This is a genomic window from Candidatus Eisenbacteria bacterium (assembly GCA_016235265.1).
GTDB lineage: Bacteria > Eisenbacteria > RBG-16-71-46 > RBG-16-71-46 > JACRLI01 > JACRLI01.
In genome coordinates this window covers 127,339-148,059 of the sequence record JACRLI010000023.1, presented here as the reverse complement: position 1 = coordinate 148,059, position 20,721 = coordinate 127,339, and the positions used below count along the sequence as shown (strand labels likewise).

Sequence of the window (20,721 nt, the reverse complement as noted above, 5' to 3'; positions counted from 1 at the left end):
ATTCGTTTCTGCGCAACGGCTTCCAATGTTGAATTGACACCGTCCGGGGACCGGGTTACATTACTTGCCTGGTCAAAATCTGGCCCGCGAATGCGCCTCCACCAAGTTCGCGATCCGACCGAAGTTTCACCTCGACGGAGCGCCCGGCCGTTCCCCGGGGATCCGGGAGTATTTGCATGCCGCAAGCCACCAAGGGTGACCAGGTTACGACCGCCAAGATCGCGGACGTGTTCCGCAAGGCGAAGTCCTTCACCAAGGCCGCCGAAGCGCGCGCCGCGGGCCTGTACCCTTACTTCCGCGCCATCCAGGAGTCCCACGACACCATCGTGGTGATTGACGGCCGCGAAATGGTGATGGTCGGGTCCAACAACTACCTCGGTCTCACGCACGATCCGCGCGTCCTGGAGGCGGCGGAGGAAGCCTCCCGCCGCTACGGCACCGGATGCACCGGCAGCCGCTTCCTCAACGGCACGCTGGACATTCACCTCGAGTTGGAAGCCGAGCTGGCCGCGTTCTCGGGCAAGCAGGCGGCCATGATGTTCTCCACCGGCTTCTTCACCAACCAGGGCGCGATCGCCACGCTGGTGGGCCGCAGCGACGTCGTGATCATCGACAAGCTCGACCACGCCTCCATCGTGGAAGGCTGCATGCTCTCCATGGGCCAGACCGAGCGGTTCAAGCACAACGACCTGGCCGAACTGGAGCGCATCCTCGCGAACCTGGAACCGCGCAAGGGCCGCCTGATCGCCGTGGACGGGATCTTCAGCATGGAGGGCGACATCGCCCCCCTCCCGCCGATTCTCGAGCTGTGCCACAAGTACGGAGCGCGGTTGCTGGTGGACGAGGCCCACTCCACCGGGGTGCTGGGCGCCCATGGCGCGGGCACCTGCGAGCACTTTGGCGTGGCGGCGCAGACCGACGTGATCACCGCCACCTTCTCCAAGAGCTTCGCCTCCATCGGCGGCTACGTGGCCGCGGATGCGGACGTGATCGATTACCTGCGCCACCACTCCCGGCCGTTCATCTTCAGCGCGGCCATGCCGCCCTACGCGGTGGCCACGGTGCGCGCGGCCCTCAAGATCATCCGCGAGGAGCCCGAGCGCCGCGAGAATCTCTGGAAGAACGCCCGCTACATGATGGAGAACTTCCGCCGCCTCGGCTTCGACATCGGCGGCTGTGAGACCCCCATCGTCCCGGTGATCACCGGGGACACGCACACCACGCTCGTGGTGTGGAAGCAGCTGTTCGAGGAAGGCGTGTTCACCAACCCGGTGGTCAGCCCCGCCGTGCCCGAGAACCAGTGCCGGATCCGCACCAGCTACATCGCCACCCACACCCGGGAACAGCTGGATTTCGTGCTCGACAAGTTCGAGAAGGTCGGCAGGCGGATGGGGCTCATCCACTAACCCGGAGCTGCCCGACATGACAGTGGAAGTCCGCCCGGTCCGCGACAAGCGCGACCTCGAGACATTCGTTCGCCTCCCCTGGGACATCTACCGCGACGACCCCAACTGGGTGCCGCCGCTGCTTTCCGACGTGCGCTTCCAGCACGACGCCAGCCGCAACCCGTTCTTCGAACGCAACCACCTCCAGGACTTCGTCGCCTACGACGGCGGCAGGCCCGTGGGCCGCATCTCCGCGGTGCACAACGTGGTGTCCAACGAGTTCTGGGACGACAAGATCGGCTTCTTCGGGTTCTTCGAGAGCGTGGACCGCCAGGACGTGGCGCGGGCGCTGGTGCGCGAAGCGGCCCGCTGGCTCGAGGGCCGGGGCCTGACCTCGGTGCGCGGCCCGATGAACTACTCCACCAACGACGACATCGGCGCGCTCATCGAGGGCTTCGACCGCCCGCCGGTCCTGCTCATGCCGTACAACCCGCGCTACTACCCGGAGTTGCTCACGTCCACCGGGCTCACGAAGGTCAAGGACGTGGTGGCCTACGTGATGGAGCCCATCGTGCTCCCGGAGCGGCTGGAGCGCGGCGCGGAGCTGGTGAAGAAGCGGCGCAGCATCACGGTGCGCCCGCTCAACATGAAGAAATTCGAGGCGGAGCTGCAGGCCATCCAGGACATCTACAACAAGGCGTGGGAGCGCAACTGGGGCTTCTGCCCCATGAGTGCGCGGGAAATCGAGCACATGGCCGAGCAGTTCAAGGCCGCCGTGGACCCCAACCTGGTCCTGTTTGCCGAGATGGACAACCAGCCGGTGGCGTTCCTGCTGGCCTTCCCCGACCTCAACATCGCCCTCAAGCACGTCAACGGACGGCTGTTCCCGTTTGGACTGTTCAAGTTCCTGTGGCACAAGCGCAAGATCCGCTCCGGCCGCGTGCTCACCCTGGGCGTGAAGGAGGGCTACCGCAAGCTGGGGATCGACGCCCTCCTGATGTTCGAGGTGACCCGGGCCGCCCAGCGCATCGGCTACACCATGGGCGAGTTCTCGTGGATCCTCGAGGACAACCTGATCGCCCGCACGCCGCTGGAGAACCTCGGGGCGAAGGTGTACAAGACCTACCGCATCTACGAAGCGCCGGTGGAGCGCCTGCGCTGATGGCGCGGGCGCTGGTCACCGGGGGCACGGGGTTCGTCGGGGGCGCGCTGGCCATGGAGCTCAAGCGCTCCGGCTACGAGCTCGACGCCCTGGTGCGCCCCGCCGGCAAGCGCGCCCTGCTCGAATCCCTGGGCGCCCGCCTGGTCCCCGGAGATCTCTCCGACCGAAAGGCCCTCGAGGAGGCGGTGCGCCACGCCCACGTGGTGCACCACGTCGCGGCGGTGGTGCGCGCGCGCGACCCCCGCGAGTTCGAGCGCAGTAATGTCGAGGGCACCCGGCTGCTGCTGGAAGTGTGCGCCTCCCGGCCCGGCGGCGCGCCTCGCGTGGTGCTGGTGAGCAGCCTCGCAGCCGCGGGCCCCTCGCCCGACGGCCGCCCGCTCACCGAGGACGACACGCCCCATCCGGTCACCGCCTACGGTCGCAGCAAGCTGGCCCAGGAGCGGCTCGCCGGGGAGTTCCGCGACCGGGTGCCGGTGATTGTGGTGCGCCCGCCCGTGGTGTACGGTCCGCGGGATACCGGGGTGCTGGTGCTGTTCCGGATGGCCATGCGCGGCTTCAGCCCGCTGCTGGTCGGGGGCACCGAGCGCAGTTGCATGATCCACGTGGATGACCTGGCCGCCGCCCTGCGCCTGGCCGGAGAGAAGGGCCCGCCGGGCGCGGTGTACTTCGCCACCGACGGCACCGACCACCACACCTTCGAGATGGCGAAGGCCATTGCAAAGGTGCTCGGCCGCCGCACCCTTCCGCTGCCCGCGCCCCTGGTGGTGGCGCGCGCGGTGGCCCGCGTGAACCGCTGGCTTACGCCGCGCGACCTCACACCGGTCCTGGACCCCGACAAGGTGATCGATCTGTCGCAGCGTTTCTGGGTGTGTTCCGACGCGCGCGCCCGTCGCGAATTGGGGTATTCTTCGCGCTGGGACCTGCAGACGGGCCTGGAGCAGACTGCGAAGTGGTACCGGGACGAGGGATGGCTGTGACGGAACCCACGAGGACGGCCGGGGCGGGACGCGTGAGCGACGCGAAGGAGTGGCACGGGAAGACCGGGGAGGCGGTGCGCCCGGCGTTCGCCGTTTCACACCTGGAGCCCGCGGACATCGCGGTCGGGGTGTACGTCCTGTTCACCACGGCGGTGCTGACGATCCACCCGCACTCGGTGCCGGGCGCGGGCCTGTCCCTGGCGCTGCGCGCGCTGGTGCTGGCGCTCCTGGCGCTGCTCGCCACCGGGCGCTTCCCGGTCCGGCTGCAGTGGCTGCGCGACTTCTATCCCATCCTGCTGACCCCGTTCTTCTACGAGGAAATCGGCCACCTCAACCGGGCCTTCACCGTGGGATTCCACGATGCCATGGTGGTCGGCTGGGAGCACGCGGTGTTCGGCGGCCAGCCCAGCGTGACGCTGCGACAGGTCTTCCCGCAGGTATGGCTCTCCGAGTACCTGCACCTGGCCTACCTCAGCTACTACTTCCTGGCCCCGGCGCTGGCCCTGGTGCTGTACCTTTCGCGCCGTCGCGCCGAGTTCCGGGTGTACATGGGCACGATGTCGGTGAGCTTCTTTCTGTGCATGACCATCTTCATCTTCTTCCCCGTCACCGGCCCGTTCCACTACTTCGTCCCGCCGCTGCCGGGCGCGGTGGGCCGCTGGCTGCCCCACGTCGTGCACTGGGTGTTGCGGGGCGGATCCTCGCTGGGCAGCGCCTTCCCCAGCTCGCACGTGGCCGTATCCATGACGGTGCTGTTCATGGCGTGGCGTTACAGCCGGACGACATTCTGGGTCCTGCTGGCGCTGGTGCCGGCGCTGTCCGTGGGGGCGGTGTACGGCGGCTTCCACTACGCCATCGACGCGGTGGCCGGCCTGGCGCTGGCGATGTTCGTGTACGCGGTGGTGCCGGGCATCCTGGAGCGCCGCGGGGGCATGCGCGCGCGCTGACTTGGCCGCAGGGGCCGAGCCGCCGGCCGGATTCGGGGAGCCTCTTCCATGATCGTGATGAAGTTCGGCGGCACCTCGGTGCGCAACGCCCGGGCCATGTCCGCCGTGGCGGAGATCGTGGCCGCCGCGCGCCCACGGAAGCCGCTGGTGGTGGTCTCGGCGGTCTCGGGCGCCACCGACATCCTGCTCAAGGCGGCCTTCGCCGCCGGCGAGGGCCAGGGGAAGGACGCCGGGGCGGCCGTGGCCGCGCTGCATGAGCGCCACGTCGGGATCGCGGACGACATCGCCCCCGCCGGCGAAGCCCCGGCGCTGCGCGCGGCGATCGAGCGGGAGATCGAGGAACTGGCGCTGCTGTTGCGCAGCGTGTCCACCCTGGGCGAGCTGACTCCGCGCAGCCTGGACGCCGCCGCCGCCTTCGGCGAGCGGCTCTCGTCCCACCTGGTGGCCGCCGCGATGCGCAAGCGCGGCCTGCCCGCGGAGCGTGTGGACTCGCGCTCCTTCGTGGTCACCGACGAGGCCTTCACCTCCGCCGCGCCCGACACCGACGCCACGCGCACGCGCTGCCGGACCATGCTGCTCCCGTTGCTCGACGCGGGCACGGTTCCCGTGGCCCAGGGCTTCATCGGGGCCACCCCCGCCGGCGTGACCACCACCCTGGGCCGCGGCGGCTCCGACTACTCCGCCGCCCTGCTGGGCGCGGCCCTGGACGCCGAGACCATCCAGATCTGGACCGACGTGGACGGCCTCATGACCACCGACCCGAGGGTGGTGCCCGGCGCGCGACGCATCCGCGTGGCCTCCTTCGACGAGGCCGCCGAGCTGGCCTACTTCGGCGCCAAGGTGCTCCACCCGGCAACGGTGCTGCCCGCCGTGGAAAGCGGCATCCCGGTGGAGATCCGCAACACGCTCAATCCAGCCTGCGAGGGCACGCGCATCGTGCCCGTGGCCCCGCCCTCGCGCAGCCCCGTGAAGTCCATCGCCTTCAAGCGCGGCGTGACGCTGGTGAATGTCACCTCCACGCGCATGCTGATGGCTTTCGGCTTCCTGCGCGCGCTGTTCGAGGTGTTCGACCGCCACCGCACCTCGGTGGACGTGGTGACCACCTCGGAGGTCTCCGTCTCGGTGACCCTGGACCGCACCGAGCGCCTGGACGAGATCCGCCGCGACCTGGGAGCGTTCGGCCAGGTGTCGGTGGAGTCCGCCCAGGCCATCGTGTGCGTGGTGGGTGCGAATCTGAAGTCCACGCCGGGCGTGGTGGCGCGCATCTTCGGCGCGCTGGGCCCGGCCGAGCTGCGCATGATCAGCCAGGGCGCTTCGGAGATCAACCTGACGTTCGTGATCGAGGAGCGGGAAGTGGACGGGGTGGTGCGGAGGCTGCACGAGGAGTTCTTCGGGGACGCGGATCCGGAGGTGTTTGCGTAGAACCGCGCTCTGCGACGCATGCTCATCCCGGCGCCCCGGCCCGGGGAACCTCCGCAGGGTAGCCACCTGCATCTCCATCCACGTTGCCCTCCACCATCCCCCGTAACCGCCCCTCCTCCACCTCCCGAGTGTCGCACTGCACCCACAGCTGGTCGTGCGCGTCCACGCTGACGTCCTTGATCCCCGGGACCTTGCGCAGCTTCTCCGCCAGCGTGGCCTCCTCCGCGTGGGTCATGCGCGCCAGCGCGAAGTGAATCACCTTGAGATGTGCCGCCTGCCGCAGCCCTCGGTTCAGGAATAGACTCACCACCGCAAGTCCCACGATGCCCAGCGCCAGGAGGTGGGGCGCCTTCACGCCCAGCGCGCCCGCGGTGAGCCCCCCCAGGAACGCCCCCATGAACTGCGATCCGTTGAACAGCCCCAGCGCGGCGCCGCGGATGGAGGTGCGCGTCAGGCGTGTGAACAGCGACGGCAGCAGCGGCTCCAGGATGGCGAAGCCGGCCACGAACAGGATCAGCGCGGCGACCAGGTCGCCCCGCTCGGGCGGCGCGTTGAGCGCCAGGTAGGTGCCGGCGGCGACGGCCACCCACGCGAAGAACACGAACAGGTCCGGGCGGGGAAAGCGGCGCTGGAGGGCGGCGGCCACGAACATCACCACCAGCCCGGCCAGGATGATGGGAAGGTAGGCCTGCCACAGATCGCGCGGGATCACCGCATGCGCCAGGCGCAGCGGCACCACCACGAACAGCGCCGTCAGCGTGAAGTGCAGCAGGAACACCTGCGCCGTGAGGCGCGCCAGCGGGGCCTCGCGCAGCACTCCCAGGTACTCGCGCAGGCCCTCGCCGCGGCGGTCGTGGCTGGCGGCCTGCCGGATGCGCGGCGGCTCGGGCAGCAGCAGCATCGCCGCCAGCGCGCCCACCGCGCAGAGCACGCCGCTGCCCCAGAACACGGCCGGCAGGCTGAAGTTATGCGTGAGAACCGGGCCGGTCACCACGCCCAGCCCGAAGGACACCCCCACGATGGTGCCCAGCCACGCCATGGCCTGGGGCCGGGTGTCCTCGTCGGTGAGGTCGGCCACGTAGGCGAGCATGGTGGAGGCCACCGCGCCCGCGCCCTGCAGGAAGCGCCCGGCGATGAGCGCGTAGATGTCGTGGGCCGAGGCGCACACCGCGCAGCCTGCGGAGAAGACCACCAGCCCCAGCGCGAACACGTTGCGCCGGCCCAGCCGGTCGCTGGCGGCCCCGAAGGGCACCTGGAACAGGCCCTGGGTGAGCCCGTAGACTCCCACTGCCAGCCCGGTGAGCGCGGCGGTGCTGTGGGCCATGTCCATGGCGTAGGGGGACAGCATCGGCAGGACCAGGGAGAGCGAGAGCAGGCGCAGACAGTAGAGGACGAACAGGAGCAGCAGGTGGGTCCTGCGCCTCCCGGCCACCGGGCGGGGGCCGGCGCCCGCGGGCAGGGCGGCCACGTCCCTCTCAGCGCTCCCCGGCGCGGGCCACGCCGCCGTAGCGGCGCTCGACATAGCCCGCGAGCAGCTCGAGGAACTCGCCCGCGATATTCTCGCCCTTGAGCGTGACGGTCAGCTTCCCGTCCACGAACACCGGGGCCTTGGGGTCCTCGCCCGTGCCGGGCAGCGAGATGCCGATGTCGGCGTGGCGCGACTCTCCGGGCCCGTTCACCACGCAGCCCATGACCGCCACCTGCAGGGTCTCCACGCCCGGGTAGCGCCGCTGCCAGTCGGGCATGCTCCGGCGGATGTGGCCCTGGATCTCCTCGGCGAGCTGCTGGAAGAAGATGCTGGTGGTGCGCCCGCAGCCCGGGCACGAGGTGACCTGCGGCTCGAAGTGGCGCAGGTCCAGCGATTGCAGCAGCTGCCGGCACAGCCGCACCTCCTCGGTGCGATCCCCGCCCGGCGACGGCGTGAGGCTGGCGCGAATGGTGTCGCCGATGCCCTCCAGCAGCAGCGGCGAAAGCGCGGCCACCGTGGCCACCGCGCCCTTGGTACCCATGCCCGCCTCGGTGAGCCCCAGGTGCAGCGCGTACTCGCAGCGCGCCGCCAGGTCACGGTACACCTCCAGCAGGTCGCGCACCCGCGAGACCTTCACCGAGAGCACGATGCGCTCCGCCGGAAGACCGAATTCCGCCGCCATCGCCGCCGAGCGCAGCGCACTCTCGCGCAGCGCCGCCAGCGTGACCTCGCGCGGGCCCAGCGGCTCGGCCAGCTTCGCGTTGGCATCCATCATGGAAGTGAGCAGCGCCCTGTCCAGCGAGCCCCAGTTCACCCCGATCCGCACCGGCTTCCCGTGCTCCACCGCCACCGCGACCATCTGCCGGAAATTCTCGTCGCGCCCCCTGCCCACGCCCACGTTTCCGGGGTTGATGCGGTACTTATCGAGCGCCGCCGCGCACTCCGGAAAATCGCGCAACAACTGGTGCCCGTTGAAGTGAAAGTCCCCCACCAGCGGCACATCCAGCCCCCGGTCGCGCAGCCGCATCCGGATCTCCGGCACCGCCCCCGCCGCCTCGCGCGTATTGACCGTGACCCGCACGATCTCCGAGCCCGCAATGAAGAGCCCGGCAGCCTGCGAAGCCGTGGACAGAGCGTCGGCAGTCTCCGTGTTGGTCATGGACTGCACGACCACGGGATGGCCTCCACCCATGGTGACGGAACCGACAGAAACGGGATGGGAACGACGGCGCGGAAGAGGCATTCAGGTGTTCTCCGGGACGCAGGGACTCCGGGCTGCGCGAAGCGGGGCGGCGCCCGCAGTCTCGAGTCAGGATAGAACCCGGCGGCCGGATTCACAAGCCTCGCGGGCAGCCGCAGCGAGGCTGAGCAGGATGCTCAGCCGAGCGTGCCGCGGAGAGAATCTACAGGCCTCGGGCTCCCGGAGGGCGCGAAATGTGTGCCGCGGTCAAAATCCCCGGCCCCCAGCTTCCGGAGGACGCGAAATCCGTGTACCATGGCCGTGGCTTCTGTCTGTTCCTTCTCAACCATGGAGGGCCTCATGAGGCGCACGGCCGCCGTGGCGTTGATCCTGAGCCTGCTGATGCTCCTGGCGGGCTGCGACGATGCCACCAACCCATCCAATGACACCTTCACCGACAAGCTGACCCTGGGCACCGGAATGAGCGGCTTCAACATCACCGGCGAGACGACCGCGTTTCACATCGCGGCCGCGTCCGTGACGATCTACTGGCGACTGGAGAGCAACCTCGACATCGGTGGCTCGCAGGTGCGGATCCGGATGGAGAGCATCTCGGGCGGGGTCTACACGCCGGTGGACAGCGCCAGCTACGGGAACCCCCAGACGTACGGGCACATCATGGTGTCCTCCTACCCCTGGACCCGCACAGGGGCGTTCCGGGCGGTGGGGATCATCCAGTCCACCGGTCGCGTCGTGGGGACGAAGGAGTTCGCGGTCCACTAGACCCGGGCCGGGCGGCATTCAGACGGGGCACCGGGCGGCGTGCGCGCCCGGTGCCCCGTGTCGTTGTCGGCCGCAGGACACCTAGTGGTAGTGCGCGTTCATCTCGCCGGCCCGTATGGCCACCTTCAGGCGGTTGCCCTTGGGCGGATAGGGGCAGTTGTAGTGGTCAGACACGGCGCACGCGGGGTTGTAGGCGGTGTTGAAGTCCAGCACGTACAGGCCCGACTGCATGCGCGTGACGTCCACGTACCGCCCCAGCGGATAGGACTGCTTCCCGCTGGTGGCATCCGTGAAAAACACTCCCAGGTCGTTCTCCCCCACGCCCGGCTCGAGCAGCCGCACCGCCTCCAGGCGGCAGGGGCTCCGGCCCACGGTGAAGTCGAACCAGCCCAGCCGCACCGCGTGCCGCTGGTTTCCCCGGGTGGAGAGGATGATCGTGGTTTCGGGCCTCGGGCTCGCGGTGAGCGGCAGCTGGAAGCGGTACGCAAAGTCCACCGGGAAGAACTTCAGGCCCTTGTAGTCGCGGTAGCGCGGGCTCTTCGGGTCGAAGACGATGATGGCCGGGAACCGCTGGTGCGAGAGCCGCAGCGTGTAGCGGCCCAGGCCCACGGCGCTGGGGCCCACCCGGGCCTCGCGGCGCTCCGCGTCCTTCACCTTGAAGGTCGCGCCGGCGTCCACGGTGGCCACCTGGAACGAATCGCCGGCCACGGTCACCTGCAGGTGGTGCGGCTTCACGGCCGCGTCCGCGATGACCACGTCGTTGTCCGCGGCGCCGCCCACGGTGAGCGTGGTCCGGGTGCCGAAGTCCTTGCGCTGGACGGTGGCCAGGTAGGAGGTGGGCGCGGACTTGAGCCAGCCCTCGGTCTGCCTCCGGTCGCGCAGGATGGCGGCCTTGAGCGTCTCGGCCTCGGCCGGCGCGAGCTTCGCGGGCCCGGCGGGAACGGGTGGGGCGGCAGCGGTGGCGAGGACGAGCAGGGCGGCGAGCGCTGGGAGCATCCAATTCCTCCGTGAATGTCTGTGGGGCCCGTGGCGGGCCGCGGGTGCGCGAAGTGGGCCCGGGCCGGCCGGCCCCGACCGATCCCCGGACCGACTTGACCTTGTGGGCGCGCACGGGCATAGTAACGGCTCTTCCGCCCTCCATGCTGGCCCATGGAAACCACTTTGCCAATGCGTTTTGCCGCGCTGTCCGCCGCCCTCCTGCTCGCCGCCTCCCTGGGCGGCGGCACGGGTGTGTCCCCATCCGCGGCGGCGGAGCCCGCGTCCGGCGTTTCCCTTCCCGGCCCGCTGGGCACGCCCGGCGCCCTGGGCTTCCGGTACTCCCGGGACTACACCACCGGCAGCCGCATGGGCCTCACGGTCACCAACTACGGTTTCTTCGGGACCAACCTCACCGACCGCACCCCGTCCATGGAGTACCCGCTGGGCAGCGGCATGGAACACCTGGTGCGGGCGGGGCTGTGGGTGGGCGCGCGCACGCTGCCGACGGGCTCGGACACGTCGTTCCAGGCCACCGCGCACGTCTCCACCGGCTGCGTGGACGGGATGTATGGCGGCACGCCCGGCAGCGCCGGCGGAACCGAGTGGGCCCCCGCGGGCAACAACCTCCTGCGCCGCAGCCGCCTCGAGAACGACAGGAACTACAGCCGCACCGCGGTCTCGGAACAGGACCTGATCGCCGAGTACAGCGACGACGCGCGCGCCCCCATCACCGGGCTCGAGCCGCACGTGCCGCTGCAGTTGAAGACCCGGGTGGAGACGTACAGCTGGAGCTTCGACCTGGCGAGCGCCTTCGTGGTGGCGCACTTCAAGATCACCAACACCGGCGACCTGCTGCGCAACGTCTACGTGGGGCTGTACTCGCAGCTGGTGTCCAACAACAAGCTGCTGTACTCGGGCTGGCTGCCCAACGCGGGCACCGGCCCGCGCACCTGGTTCTACAGCACCAAGCTGGACTACTCCGACAGCCTGAAGCTGGTGGAGGAGCATTTCTGCGCCGCCGAGGGCCACTGCATCACCGAGGAGGTCAACCCCTACTGGGCGGGCGTGAAGTTCCTGGGCTCGCGGACCGTCTCGCCGCGCGCACAGCCGCACTGGCAGTGGTGGCGCTACGATCCGGCCTCGGACCTGAGCAAGTACGACGCGTTGCGCTACAGCCGGATGGCCGACACCGCCCGCGCCGAGCCCACCTCCAACATCCTGCTGGGCAGCGATTCCCCGGTGGAGATGTTCACGCTGGGCCCGTTCCCGGTGTTGGAGCGGGACTCCAGCATCACCGTGGACTTCGCGTTCGTGGCCGGGCGGGGGCGCGAAGCGCTGGAGTCCCACGCGCGATTCGCGCAGCTGGCCTTCGACCTGAACTACGTGCTGCCCACGCCGCCACCCTCGCCGAAGATCAGGCTGATACCCCGGGGCAATGCGCTGGACGTGTACTGGGACGCCTTCCCGGAGGGCGTGGCGGACTCCACCAGCCTGCGCACGGACAAGCACGACTTCGAAGGCTACCGGCTGTACCTGGGCGAGGATCCCGAGAAGATGCCGCTGGTGTTCCAGGCGGACGTGGCCGACAGCGTGCCGCCCAACACCGGATTGGAGCGCTGGCGCCTGCCGGAGCCGCGCCGTTTCGGGGACGATACCACGGCGTACACCTACCGCTACCGGGTGGAGGGCATGCGCGACGGCTTCAAGTACTTCGCCGCCATGACCAGTTTCGACAAGGGCGACGCGCGGGTGCCGAGCCTGGAGAGCGGCATCAGCCAGAACCTGGCCATGGCGTTCCCGGGGCCCGATCCCGCGGCCACGGCGGCACAGGGGATCAGTGTCTTCCCCAACCCCTACCGCGTGGAAGCCCGCTGGGACGCCGCGTCCCTGGCGCGAAATCACTATCTGTGGTTCGTGGGCTTGCCGGCCCGGGCGAAGGTGCGCGTGTACTCGCTGGCGGGGGACCTGGTGAAGAGCTTTGACTTCGACTCGTCCACCTACCGCGGCCAGGGCGCCCGCGGCGTGTACGACCCCGGCAACACCGGCGGCCTGAAGGCGCCCGCGTTTTCCGGCTCCATGATGGCCTGGGACCTGATCAGCGACAGGGACCAGGCAGTGGCCACGGGACTCTACCTGTACTCCGTGGAGGACGTGAAGACCGGCCAGCGCCACGTGGGGAAGTTCGCGGTGATCAAGTCGGACCGCGAGACGGGCTTCTAGGGCCGCCCCCCACCACCCGGGGGCCCGGGCTCCTGTCGCGCAGCGCCGGCGCCCCGGGCTCAGAACAACGCCATCTGCGGCCCATCCAGGTCCACGCCTTCCAGGCGCAGCAGCTTCTCCTTGCGCGGGAGCCCGCCGCCGAAGCCGGTCAGCGAACCGTCCGCGCCGATCACGCGGTGGCAGGGCACGATGATGGCCACCGGGTTGCTGCCCACCGCCCCGCCCACGGCGCGTGACAGTTCCACGCCGCCCAGGTCCCGGGCAAGCTCCCCGTAGGTGCGGGTCTTCCCGTAGGGAATGGTGAGCAGGATCTCCCAGACCTGCCACTCGAAGTCGGTGCCGCGGAGGTCCAGCTGCAACTGGAAGCGCTTCCGCTCGCCCTTGAAATACTCGCCCAGCTGCCTGCGGGTCGCGCGCATGTGGACCTCGGCGTCGCTGTCGCCACGCGGGGCCGCCCTGGGGCTGGAGGGCGCGCGGTTGAGGAAGGCCAGGCGCAACAGGCCATTCTCGGTGGCCTCGAGCTCCAGCGCCCCGACCGGGGTGGCGAGCAGGTGGCTGATCACCGACATTCCGGGCCCTCCCTCACACTCCGACGAGCTCTTCCTCGGGCCTTCCCGAGCGCGGGCGGGCCGGCGGGCGGATGGCCCCGGTGGGCGCCGACGGCCCGTGGCCCGCGGATTTCGAAGTCGGCTTCGCGTTCCACACCCGGGTCATGATCAGCGCCCCGGCGATGGAGAACGGGATGATGCACAGCACCCACACCTGCGCGTTGGCCGCCTGGTGGGTGGCGGACGGCGCCACGCCGTCCCAGCCGTACGTCTTGAGGATCCAGCCCATCCAGTAGCCGGTAAAGCCCGCGGCGACGTACTGGATGCCGTCCAGCATGCCCGCCGCCGTGGCGGCCGCCTTGCGGCCGCCGAAGTCCATGGAAGCCGTGCCCGAGAGCATGCCGTGCACGCCGAAGATCCACATGCAGCAGAACCCGATCAGGAAGGTGGCCATTCCCGCGCTGCCGGCGTAGCCCAGCCACAGCAGCGAGAGCGCCTGCGCGATGTAGAACAGGAACGCCACCGGGGGCCTCCGGGAGTGGAACAGCTTGTCGGACATCCAGCCGCATAGCAGGCCGCCGCAGATGCCCCCCAGCGTGACGCCGAAGCCGGCCCACCAGAACATCGCGGTGCCCTTGCCCACGTGGTGCACCTCGGAGAGGAACTCGGTGAAGTAGAGCATCAGCCCCTGGCGCACGAACCCGGTGCAGAATTCGGCGGCGGCGATGGTGACCAGCACCGGGTTTGTAAGCACCATCTTCGCGATGTAGGCCAGGTTCACCGGGGTCTCGTCGCCCGAGGAGGCGTCCGCGGTGTGGAAGTCCGCGTGGCCCGCGTGCGAGGGCCGGTCGCGCACCACCAGCAGGTCCACCACGTACATCAGTGCGATGGCCAGCGACGGGACCAGGAACACCCAGTACCACGGGAAGTGCGCCAGGATCCAACCGCCGAAGGAGATCGCCAGGAAGTAGCCGCTGGAGATCATGATCCCGAAGATCCCGCCGAACACACCGCGCTCGCGCACGTGGAACCACGCCGCGTTCACCTTCACCACCGAGAGCGCGCCGAAGCTCTGGAAGTACATGTTCACCGAGTACAGCAGCGACATCCCCACGATGAGCTTGGTGGCCCAGCCGTTGAGGAACAGCAACCCGATGGCGAGGTTCACCGCCGACGCGCCCAGCGCACCCACCAGGATGGCCTTGCGCCCGCCGATGCGGTCGGCCAGCGGGCCGTTGAAGATCACGCTCAGCGCATAGGTCCAGAATCCCGCGGTGGCGATGATCCCCATCTGCGCCTTGTCGAGATGGAACATCTGGCCCATGTCGCCCTTGACCACGTTGAAGTTGTAGCGGCCCATGTAGAACGTGGCGTAGGTGAGGCCGAGGGGAAACCAGTTGTAGAACCTGCGGAGCCTGAAGGCTGGACTGTGGTTCGGAGCGCCAGCGGCACTGGAACTCGGCACACCCGCGGTCATTCGGTCCTCCGGTCGGGGATCGGATGTCACACTCACTTTTCAGCGGAACGCCGCAACGGTACCGCGCCCGCGACCCCGAAACAAGCCCGAACCGCGGACGCGGCGATCCCTCCCCCGCCGGCGGGGGCGGATGCGTAGATCCCCATGTTTCATCCGTGTAAACTATTTCCGCGGATGGGGATGCACCCGACCCGCCACGCGGGGCCGGGCGCAGTCCGCCGAGGCATGCCAGGCCCCCGGAGGGCACTCGAATGCCCACGCCACGCCCGGGAGGCCATGGTCCCAGGCGCGGGGCTACTGAACCCGGATGGATGTGGGCTCCCCCGTTACGCAGGGTGCGCGAGCAGCCTGACGCCTCCCGGGGTAGGCTCCAGGCGTGGCTGCAGGGGAGTCCCCGGAGGACATTCCACTGCGCGCACCTTGAGTATCACTTGTTTGCCCTTGCATTCCCGGCGAAACCGAATATATTTGTCATTACTAGCTGCCAGACACCTTCGCAAGTCAGCATTCTCCTTTATGGCCGCAGTCATCTTCACTTCATCATACTCGCCCTGAGCATCCGTATACTGACAGTTCATTCTCCAATCTGACGGCGTCGGCTTCCGCGGCGCACCGGTATTCTGGCCGCAGGGAACCAGCCGGTTCCGCCCCGTTCGCGCGGCGGACCGGCTCCGTGACTCTGCCCGAGACGCGGTGGAAGGCCCACTTCCGACCCGCGGAGAGCGCCTGCTCTCGGAGGATGACTCTCATGCCCCTGCCCACTCGTGTTCATCTTGCCCCCACGGCAGCTGCTGTTCTCCTGGCGCTGACCGCCGCCGCAAGTGGCGCCGCCGCCACACCCCTGACCACCACGGTGAAATCCGAGATCCAGGACAACAAGCTCACCGTGACGATCACGAAGGGCTCGGATACCGTGAAATGGGACAATCTCGAGATCCGGTGCGGAAAGGATGATGTCATCGCCGACTACGCCACGGCCACGCCAGGTTGGGGCATCGCCGGATTCGAGCAGACCGGGAACGTGAAGTACCTCAAGCTGGTCACGCCACAGGACCCGGGCAACCTGGGACACCGGATCAAGCACGATGCGAGCGAGGTCATCGTGATCACCGGGCCCGAACAACGCGGAGGCGGCGGGATGGTGTATATGACTCTGGGAGACGACGCCCAGGGCAATGGCATACCGTCGGGCTCGGCCCACAACGGCCCGACCTTCCTCGCCTACCAGCCGTCGGCCGGCGAAGTCTGGCCGGCCGTGGGCTGGCCGGGGAGGATCCTGCTGGTTCTGCTGGCGATGTCCGGAGGCATCTACCTCCTGCGGCGGCGGGCTTCCACCGGCGCGACGCCCCGCTGAGCCTGCCACACAGGTCCCACCTCCCTGGCCGGCGCGCCTCCCTTCGTCGGCGCGCCGGCGGGGAGTTTCGTGGAAAGACCGGGAGGAATCCGGGGCATGGGAACGTCGGGCGCAGAGGCACGAGTGTCGTCGGAGAAGGAGAGCCGGCGCCGCGCCCTCAGGTTCGCCGCCCATTTCGTGGGGCTGTGGTTGCTCCTGGACGTCCTCACGTCCCTGGCGCGGCCGCTGCACGACCTGGTGAATCACGGCCTGGCGCGCCTGATGGCGCTGGTCCTGCCGCTCGTGGGGCTGCCCTGCGAAGCCCGGGGGGACACCTTCTACTTCCACGGAACCCGGGCGCGGTTGGACGATCCGTGCAACGGGATCCAACTGGCCACCATACTCGTGGCGTGGGTGCTCGCCAGCCGCACGAGCTGGCACCGGCGGGGGCTGGCAATGCGATGGATGCTCCCGACGCTGGCGGCCCTCAATCTGCTGCGGTTGTTCTCGCTGGTGGGCCTCACCGTCTTCCAGCCGGCGCTGGTCGACGTCGTGCATCTGTACGTCTGGCAGGTCGGCATGATGGGGGCAGTGATGGCCATGGCGGTCGGATGGCTGCGACGTGAACAGGCCGGCGCTCCGCGCCGCCCGCGCGGCTAGCTTCCTGGGCGTATCGTCGGTCATCTACGCGGCGCTCAGCGCGTGGCACGCCCCCTATGATGGGTTCCTGTGCGTGCTGGCCACACCGCTCCTGCGGTTCCTGTCCGGTGAGGCGAACAGCCTCGGCTGGATGGGCGACGGCATCGGGTGCACCCGGGCCGGGGACGGCCGGGTGTTCCCGTTGGGGGACCTGTCGGCCCTCTGGGCCCAGCTGCCCATCTACCTCGGGCTGTGCGCCACGGCTCCCCGTCGCGCCCTCGCGCACGCGGCCGGGCTCGGGGCGGGCGTCGCAGGGTTGATCTGCCTGCAGGTCGTCACGATCACCCTATTCGGAATACTGGCGTGCTGGCAGCGGAGCCGCCCGGGGGTGGAGCTGGTCGCGGCCGCCTACGCCGTGCTGACCAGCCTGCATTGGGTGGCACCGGCAGCGCTGTGGCTGGTCCAGTTTCCGCCCGGGATCTTCGGATCGGCGAATTCCCGCCCCCGCAAGCTCCCCCTCCCGCGGTAGGTGCACCCGTATTGTCACGGGGCGCCGGTCGTGACAAAGTTGCCCCGACCCGATCGGTCGGGACCACTTTGAGGGAGGTGTGGGATGAGATGCGAAGTGCGCTTCAACCACGGCATGAGCTTCACCGGGATCGGCGAGACCGGGCACGGCGTGCTGATGGACACCAAGGCCGAGGCGGGCGGCTCCGACGCCGCCGCCACGCCCAAGGAGCTGGTGCTCCACGCGCTGGGCGGCTGCACCGGGATGGACGTGGTGTCCATCCTGCGCAAGATGCGCGTGAGCCCGGCGTCGTTCCGCGTGGTCATCGAGGCCGAGCTGCAGGAGGAGGCCCCGAGGGCGTTCCTGGCGGCGCACCTCGAGTATCAGTTCGAAGGGCAGGACCTGCCGCTGGAATCGCTGCAGCGGGCGGTCGAACTTTCGCAGGATAAGTACTGCTCCGTGAGCCACACGCTGCGCAAGGGGATGGCGCTAAGCTGGTCCATCACCGTGAACGGCGAGAAGAAGTAGGTCAGGCAAGAATGCCTGACCTGCGCTTCCGGCAGGCATGGGAGCCTGATCCGCACTCCCGGCAGGCATGAGAGCCTGACCCGCACTCCCGGCAGGCATGAGAGCCTGACCCGCACTCCCGGCAGGCATGAGAGCCTGCCTTACACTGAGATCTCATGCACGCCGACGCCGCCCGCTGGATCGAACACCTGCGCCTGGAGCGCCACCCCGAGGGGGGGTGGTTCCGCGAGACCTACCGTTCCCCGGCACGCCTGGAGATCCCGGGCGCCCCGCCGGGCAGCCCGATGCGTTCCCTCGCGACGTCCATCTATTTCCTGCTGGAGGGGACCGATTTCTCCGCCTTCCACCGCCTGCTTTCCGACGAGGTGTGGCACTTTCATGCGGGTGGCGCGGTGCTCCTGGTCGCCATCGACCCCGCCGGGCGGCTGCGCAGCTTCACGCTGGGCAGCGACGCCGGGCGGGGTGAGACGCCCCAGGTGGCGATCCGCGCCGGGTGGTGGTACGCGGCCCGCCTGGAGGACACGGATTCCTACGCCCTCACGGGCTGCGCCGTCTCCCCGGGCTTCGAGTACCAGGACTGGGAGCTGGGGAGTCGGGAGGAACTACAGTCGGCATTCCCGCAGCACGGCCGGGTGATCCAGGAGCTGACGCGCGGGTAGGTGCGGCGGGAAGCCGGACTGTGTCGTTCGGCCGGCTAGGCCTTGCGGACGTTCGCCGCCTGCAGGCCCTTGGGACCCTGCGTCACGTCGAACTCGAGCGCGTCACCCTCAGCGAGCGTCTTGAAGCCCTCGCCCGAGATGGCGGAGAAATGGACGAATACGTCCTCGCCGCCGTTCGACTGGGTGATGAAGCCAAAGCCCTTTGCCTCGTTGAACCACTTCACGGTGCCACTTGCCACTTGCAACTCCTGAGGTATCCGGGTCCGAAGACCCGCTCTTGCCACGCATCACGCCGCGGCAGCGTCCGGTCTGCATGACCGGTGCTCCGATTGCCCCGGGCTGGCCGGCCAACAAAAAACCGCCAGAGTAGTCTCTGGCGGAGATTGAACGGTGACGGCACATCCACTGGCAACCGAAGACAAGGGGACTATATCCCGGATGCGGGGGGAAAGATAGTCAAATCCGCACGGGGGCCATCCGGACCACCTCCCCGGCCTACCCCGCCCCCAGCGCCTCCCGGCACTTTTCCGCCAACTCCCGCAGCGAGAACGGCTTCTGGATGAAGTGCAGGCCGGCGTCCAACTCGCTGCCGTGCACGATCACGTCGGCGGGATAGCCCGACATGAACAGGCAGGCCAGCCCCGGCTGCAGCCCGGTGATCCGCGCCGCCAGGTCGCGGCCGTTCATCCCCGGCATGATCACGTCGGTCAGCAGCAGGTGGATGTCCCCGGCGTGGGAGGCCGCCTGCCGGATCGCATCCTCCCCGGTGCCCGCGGCCAGCACGGTGTAGCCCAGCCGTTCCAGCATCGCGCGGCTCATGGCCAGAATGGCGGGCTCGTCCTCGACCAGCAGGACCGTCCTGCCGATCCCCTGGCCGGCCGAGGTGACCTGGGCGGGCACGGTCTCCTCGGCATCCCCGGCATGCCGGGGCAGGAAGATCTCGAAGCGGGTGCCCTTGCCCGGCTCGCTGGAGGCCTGGATGAACCCGCCGTTCTGGTTCACCACGCCGTAGACCGTTGCCAGCCCCAGCCCGGTGCCCTCGCCCACCCCCTTGGTGGTGTAGAACGGTTCGAAGATGTGGTCCAGCGTGTCCGCGTCCATCCCGCAGCCGTCGTCGCTCACGGTCAGCACCGCGTAGTCGCCGGGGGCGGCCCCGCGGTGCTCGGCGCACCAGGCCTCGTCCAACGTGGCATTGCGCGTCTCGATGGTCACGCGCCCCGGGCCAGCGCCGATCGCATCGCGGGCGTTCACGCACAGGTTGGCCAGCACCTGGTCGAGCTGCGCCGGGTCCATCCGGACCCGCCACAGGTCCACCCCCGGGACCCAGTCCAGGCGGACATGCTCGCCGATGAGGCGCCGGAGCATGCCGAACATGCCGGAGAGGGTGTCGTTGAGGTCCAGCACCCGCGGGGCCACCGGCTGCTTCCTCGCGAACGCCAGGAGTTGTCGCGTGAGCCCGGCTGAGCGCAGCGAAGCCCTGTGGATCTGCTCGATGTCCGCGCGCATGGGGTGCGCGGAGCCTGCCTGGTCCAGCACCAGCTCCACGTGGCCCAGGATCACGCCCAGCATGTTGTTGAAGTCGTGGGCCACGCCCCCCGCGAGCCTTCCCACCACCTCCATCTTCTGCGCCTGCAGCAGCTGCGCCTGCAGCCGCTCGTGCTCCTTCTCCGCCCGCTTGCGCTCGCCGATGTCCTCCACCACCGCGATGTGCTGCCGCGGGGTCTCCCCGGGCGCCCACATGGGCGAGACGGTCAGGTTGGCCCACACCACGGCGCCGTCCGGGCGCAGGTAGCGCTTCTCCATCGAGAAGTTCCGGATGCGTCCCTGGCGCAGCTCCTCCATGCGGTCCACGTCCGGGGGAAGGTCGTCCGGATGGGTGATGGACATGAAGTCGGTGCCCACCATCGAGGCCGGGGTGCGGCCCACGATGTCGGCGAAACGCTGGTTCACGAGCACGAACCTGCCGGTGTTCGTCTCGAGCAGGGCCACGCCGACGGCGGCCTGCTCGAAGATGGCCCGGAAAACGGCCTCGCTCTCGCGCAGCGCCTCCTCGGTGCGCCGGCGCTCGGTGATGTCCAGCATGGAGGTGAGGAAGAGCCCGGGGGAGCCATCGCCGGCCGGCAGCATCACCGCGTTCATGGAGATCCAGTAGATGGAGCCGTCCTTGCGAACGGAGCGCATCTCGCGGTCCCGGACCGCGCCCTTTTCGCGCACCTCCCGCAACAGATCCAGGCGATCCTGGGGATCGGCGTAGCGCTCCTCGGCCGGCACGCGGAGGAACTCCTCGAGGTCGTCGAAGCCCGCCATGCGCAGGATCTCGCGGTTCACGTGGAGCAGCCGGCCGTCCAGCGTGGATACGCTGATCCCGATGTTCACGTTTTCCAGCAGCTGCCGGTAACGCGCCTCGCTCTCGCGGCGGGCGTCGTGCAGCTCCTGCTCGAGCTGGGCGCGCGTCTTGCGCGGCTTCCTCACGGTGCGGCCTCCTGTGAATCGAGCCTCGCGGAGCG

The 20,721-nt window shown here is 69.2% G+C and carries 19 protein-coding genes; 12 read left to right on the top strand and 7 right to left on the bottom strand.

All coding sequences use genetic code 11. The annotated features are described in order from the left end of the window. The first annotated feature begins 176 nt into the window (after positions 1–176). From HZB25_13040 to lysC, 5 genes are read left to right on the top strand one after another with little or no spacing between them, the layout of a single operon-like run. Positions 177–1,406, top strand: coding sequence for a pyridoxal phosphate-dependent aminotransferase family protein (locus tag HZB25_13040; protein ID MBI5838157.1), 1,230 nt, complete (start codon positions 177–179; stop codon positions 1,404–1,406). Between the two features lie 16 nt (positions 1,407–1,422). Further along, positions 1,423–2,547, top strand: coding sequence for a GNAT family N-acetyltransferase (locus HZB25_13035; protein MBI5838156.1), 1,125 nt, complete (start codon positions 1,423–1,425; stop codon positions 2,545–2,547). After that, positions 2,547–3,524 carry an NAD-dependent epimerase/dehydratase family protein gene (locus HZB25_13030; protein ID MBI5838155.1) on the top strand — a complete coding sequence of 326 codons (978 nt, stop codon included), beginning with the start codon at positions 2,547–2,549 and terminating at the stop codon, positions 3,522–3,524. The genes HZB25_13035 and HZB25_13030 overlap by 1 nt, the downstream gene beginning before the upstream one ends. 32 nt (positions 3,525–3,556) lie before the next feature. Continuing rightward, positions 3,557–4,471 carry a phosphatase PAP2 family protein gene (locus HZB25_13025; GenBank protein MBI5838154.1) on the top strand — a complete coding sequence of 305 codons (915 nt, stop codon included), beginning with the start codon at positions 3,557–3,559 and terminating at the stop codon, positions 4,469–4,471. A gap of 48 nt (positions 4,472–4,519) precedes the next feature. Then, positions 4,520–5,893 (top strand): lysine-sensitive aspartokinase 3, encoded by a 1,374-nt coding sequence (gene lysC / locus HZB25_13020; GenBank protein MBI5838153.1) that lies wholly within the window; start codon positions 4,520–4,522, stop codon positions 5,891–5,893. Between the two features lie 22 nt (positions 5,894–5,915). On the opposite strand, the gene HZB25_13015 is transcribed toward lysC, so the two are convergent. Then, positions 5,916–7,361, bottom strand: a complete 1,446-nt coding sequence (locus tag HZB25_13015) for an MFS transporter (protein MBI5838152.1) — start codon at positions 7,359–7,361, stop codon at positions 5,916–5,918. A 7-nt stretch (positions 7,362–7,368) separates the two neighbouring features. Next, the gene (gene ispG / locus HZB25_13010) at positions 7,369–8,604 is read right to left on the bottom strand and encodes a flavodoxin-dependent (E)-4-hydroxy-3-methylbut-2-enyl-diphosphate synthase (GenBank protein MBI5838151.1); all 1,236 of its coding nucleotides are present in this window, start codon (positions 8,602–8,604) and stop codon (positions 7,369–7,371) included. Between the two features lie 297 nt (positions 8,605–8,901). Here ispG and HZB25_13005 point away from each other — a divergent pair, with 297 nt between their 5' ends. Further along, entirely contained in the window at positions 8,902–9,324 is a 423-nt protein-coding gene (locus tag HZB25_13005) for a hypothetical protein (GenBank protein ID MBI5838150.1), read from the top strand. 81 nt (positions 9,325–9,405) lie between these two features. On the opposite strand, the gene HZB25_13000 is transcribed toward HZB25_13005, so the two are convergent. Next, positions 9,406–10,320: a DUF1684 domain-containing protein gene (locus tag HZB25_13000; GenBank protein ID MBI5838149.1), complete on the bottom strand. Its 915-nt coding sequence runs from the start codon at positions 10,318–10,320 to the stop codon at positions 9,406–9,408. A gap of 171 nt (positions 10,321–10,491) precedes the next feature. Here HZB25_13000 and HZB25_12995 point away from each other — a divergent pair, with 171 nt between their 5' ends. Next, positions 10,492–12,522, top strand: a complete 2,031-nt coding sequence (locus tag HZB25_12995) for a hypothetical protein (GenBank protein MBI5838148.1) — start codon at positions 10,492–10,494, stop codon at positions 12,520–12,522. Between the two features lie 59 nt (positions 12,523–12,581). Here the strand turns inward: HZB25_12995 and HZB25_12990 are convergent, their stop codons facing one another. Both HZB25_12990 and HZB25_12985 read right to left on the bottom strand, forming a co-directional pair. Beyond that, positions 12,582–13,091, bottom strand: coding sequence for a methylated-DNA--[protein]-cysteine S-methyltransferase (locus tag HZB25_12990; protein MBI5838147.1), 510 nt, complete (start codon positions 13,089–13,091; stop codon positions 12,582–12,584). 13 nt (positions 13,092–13,104) lie between these two features. Continuing rightward, positions 13,105–14,547: an MFS transporter gene (locus HZB25_12985; protein ID MBI5838146.1), complete on the bottom strand. Its 1,443-nt coding sequence runs from the start codon at positions 14,545–14,547 to the stop codon at positions 13,105–13,107. Between the two features lie 748 nt (positions 14,548–15,295). On the opposite strand from HZB25_12985, the gene HZB25_12980 reads away from it, so the two are divergent. From HZB25_12980 to HZB25_12960, 5 genes are all read left to right on the top strand, one after another. Next, positions 15,296–15,901 carry a hypothetical protein gene (locus tag HZB25_12980; GenBank protein MBI5838145.1) on the top strand — a complete coding sequence of 202 codons (606 nt, stop codon included), beginning with the start codon at positions 15,296–15,298 and terminating at the stop codon, positions 15,899–15,901. Positions 15,902–16,024: 123 nt separating this feature from the next. Next, positions 16,025–16,540 carry an archaeosortase/exosortase family protein gene (locus HZB25_12975; protein ID MBI5838144.1) on the top strand — a complete coding sequence of 172 codons (516 nt, stop codon included), beginning with the start codon at positions 16,025–16,027 and terminating at the stop codon, positions 16,538–16,540. Beyond that, on the top strand, positions 16,503–17,048 hold the full coding sequence (locus HZB25_12970; GenBank protein ID MBI5838143.1) for a hypothetical protein: 546 nt from the start codon (positions 16,503–16,505) through the stop codon (positions 17,046–17,048). The genes HZB25_12975 and HZB25_12970 overlap by 38 nt, the downstream gene beginning before the upstream one ends. Positions 17,049–17,132: 84 nt before the next feature. After that, the gene (locus tag HZB25_12965) at positions 17,133–17,555 is read left to right on the top strand and encodes an OsmC family protein (GenBank protein MBI5838142.1); all 423 of its coding nucleotides are present in this window, start codon (positions 17,133–17,135) and stop codon (positions 17,553–17,555) included. A gap of 155 nt (positions 17,556–17,710) precedes the next feature. Then, positions 17,711–18,214, top strand: coding sequence for a cupin domain-containing protein (locus HZB25_12960; GenBank protein ID MBI5838141.1), 504 nt, complete (start codon positions 17,711–17,713; stop codon positions 18,212–18,214). A gap of 35 nt (positions 18,215–18,249) precedes the next feature. Here HZB25_12960 and HZB25_12955 read toward each other — a convergent pair whose 3' ends face one another. After that, entirely contained in the window at positions 18,250–18,453 is a 204-nt protein-coding gene (locus HZB25_12955) for a cold-shock protein (GenBank protein ID MBI5838140.1), read from the bottom strand. Positions 18,454–18,709: 256 nt separating this feature from the next. Further along, positions 18,710–20,296: a PAS domain S-box protein gene (locus tag HZB25_12950; GenBank protein ID MBI5838139.1), complete on the bottom strand. Its 1,587-nt coding sequence runs from the start codon at positions 20,294–20,296 to the stop codon at positions 18,710–18,712. Positions 20,297–20,721 lie beyond the last annotated feature (425 nt).